The 720-nt window shown below is 51.1% G+C and carries 5 tRNA genes and 1 rRNA gene; all 6 read left to right on the top strand.

Annotated elements, in window-relative coordinates:
• Window positions 1-55 precede the first annotated feature (55 nt).
• Window positions 56-130 (top strand) — tRNA-Gly (locus H7968_RS17970).
• Between the two features lie 27 nt (window positions 131-157).
• Window positions 158-246: transfer RNA gene (locus H7968_RS17965), tRNA-Leu, on the top strand.
• A 22-nt stretch (window positions 247-268) separates the two neighbouring features.
• Window positions 269-345 (top strand) — tRNA-Arg (locus tag H7968_RS17960).
• A gap of 20 nt (window positions 346-365) precedes the next feature.
• A tRNA-Pro gene (locus tag H7968_RS17955) sits at window positions 366-442 on the top strand.
• An 8-nt stretch (window positions 443-450) separates the two neighbouring features.
• Window positions 451-526, top strand: a tRNA-Ala gene (locus H7968_RS17950).
• Between the two features lie 97 nt (window positions 527-623).
• Window positions 624-720, top strand: a 16S ribosomal RNA gene (locus H7968_RS17945); the annotation flags it as partial.

The following is a 720-nucleotide window of genomic DNA, read 5'->3' as shown; positions in this document are numbered from 1 at the left end:
TCTAGTGCCGCAAGGCGTGGGGGTTCAAGTCCCTCCACCCGCACCAATTCAATATGCGGGAGTAGTTCAGTGGTAGAACACCACCTTGCCAAGGTGGGGGTCGCGAGTTCGAATCTCGTCTTCCGCTCCATATTGATTTTTAAGTTTATCTGCCTTAGCCGGGGTGGCGGAATTGGCAGACGCACAGGACTTAAAATCCTGCGGTGGGTTTCCACCGTGCCGGTTCGAGTCCGGCCCTCGGCACCATTTCAGACAAACAGGATAACATGCGCCCGTAGCTCAATTGGATAGAGCGTTTGACTACGGATCAAAAGGTTAGGGGTTCGACTCCTCTCGGGCGCGCCATCCTTATATAATAAGCAATTCGGGGAGTAGCTCAGCTTGGTAGAGCACTTGGTTTGGGACCAAGGGGTCGCAGGTTCAAATCCTGTCTTCCCGACCATTTATTAAGGGGCCTTAGCTCAGCTGGGAGAGCGCCTGCCTTGCACGCAGGAGGTCAGCGGTTCGATCCCGCTAGGCTCCACCAATTTCATTATTGAACCTTGAAAACTAAACAACCAAACGTCAACGTTTAAGATTTTAAGTCTTTTTCGAATAAAAAAGACAATGAGCTTTTCAAACACTTTACGGAGAGTTTGATCCTGGCTCAGGACGAACGCTGGCGGCGTGCCTAATACATGCAAGTCGAGCGAACGGAAGAGAAGCTTGCTTCTCGGATGT

It is taken from the genome of Jeotgalibacillus aurantiacus, from assembly GCF_020595125.1.
GTDB lineage: Bacteria > Bacillota > Bacilli > Bacillales > Jeotgalibacillaceae > Jeotgalibacillus > Jeotgalibacillus aurantiacus.
The sequence above is the reverse complement of the archived record's forward strand: the minus strand, read 5'-3'. Positions and strand labels throughout refer to the sequence as shown.